This is a genomic window from Prevotella conceptionensis 9403948, assembly GCF_000312305.1.
Lineage (GTDB): Bacteria > Bacteroidota > Bacteroidia > Bacteroidales > Bacteroidaceae > Prevotella > Prevotella conceptionensis.
Map to the genome: position 1 here is coordinate 1 of NZ_HE999498.1, position 931 is coordinate 931.

The window sequence follows — 931 nt, forward strand, 5'->3', positions numbered from 1 at the left end:
AGCTAAAAGGACATTCTCCTCTTGGGAGAGTTCCTTCTGGGGGATGCGGATGGTAACGACGAATTTCCCCTTGCCTCGTTCTCGGAAAAAGAGCCGCAATTCACGGTAGAGTTTCACGGCACTCCGATAGCGTCCATACAGGAAGCGGGCGACCTGTACGCTGCCGAGATAGGCTAAGCCTACCGACAGCAGAATGACAATCACCTGCTTCATCGCTCGAAACGTTTACGGAACTGTTGCTCAAACAAGGCGTCTATCTCATCACGGTGACTCTCTAAGTGATGCCGGAGGATATGCTCTACGAATGCCCCAATCGTCAGTTTGCCTGCGGCTGCCACATAGACGATTTCGGAAATCTCTTCCTGTGTCTTTTTGGAAATGAACACGCCCTTTCTGTCTCCGATGTTCAGGGGTTGCAGAAAGGCGGTTTCGTAATCGCTCTTCTCTTCCTGAAGGAGACCTGTAGTGTGTCCCTCGGAATGCTCGATGAGCGTGGTGGAGTTACGGATGGTTACTTTTGAAGAGACGCTTTTTCGTTCTCTGCAGGACTTATGACCTGCCATTGGTTGATCTTTTTTCTGTTTCATATCACAATAATTTCTTGAAGTTCTTTTCACTTAATCGGTTGATTTCTTCCTTGTAGTCCTCCAAATGTTTGAGAAGGATGTTTTCCACGTACATACCCAATGTCATCTCTCTCTTTCGGATGAAGAGGACGATTTCCGACAGTTTGTCCTGCAACTCTTTGGAGATGTAGATTGCCTTGCGGTCATACAGGTCATTGCGGTGCATGAAGAGTGAGATGTAATCTCCTTTGGCGGGATTCTTGCGACGTGTTCGGATGGGTAGTTGTGGTTCTTCCAAAGCCTCTTTCTGTGTTTCCGAAACAGCCTCATCCGTCTCTTCGACAGCGGAAGGGGGTATCATCTCA

General features: G+C 48.2%; 2 protein-coding genes and 1 pseudogene. All 3 read right to left on the reverse strand.

From position 1 onward, the window contains the following. A pseudogene (locus BN93_RS15930) lies at positions 1–213 on the reverse strand (hypothetical protein); the annotation flags it as partial. Next, positions 210–563: a DUF3408 domain-containing protein gene (locus BN93_RS15935; protein WP_044261206.1), complete on the reverse strand. Its 354-nt coding sequence runs from the start codon at positions 561–563 to the stop codon at positions 210–212. The pseudogene BN93_RS15930 and the gene BN93_RS15935, both read right to left, overlap by 4 nt. 25 nt (positions 564–588) lie before the next feature. Then, on the reverse strand, positions 589–931 hold a 343-nt coding region (locus BN93_RS15940; protein ID WP_019189271.1), incomplete at its 5' end, for a DUF3408 domain-containing protein.

Excerpts from the sequence above, each read along its gene's own strand:
- BN93_RS15935 (WP_044261206.1), bottom strand. The coding sequence starts at position 563 with ATGGCAGGTCATAAGTCCTGCAGAGAACGAAAAAGCGTCTCTTCAAAA.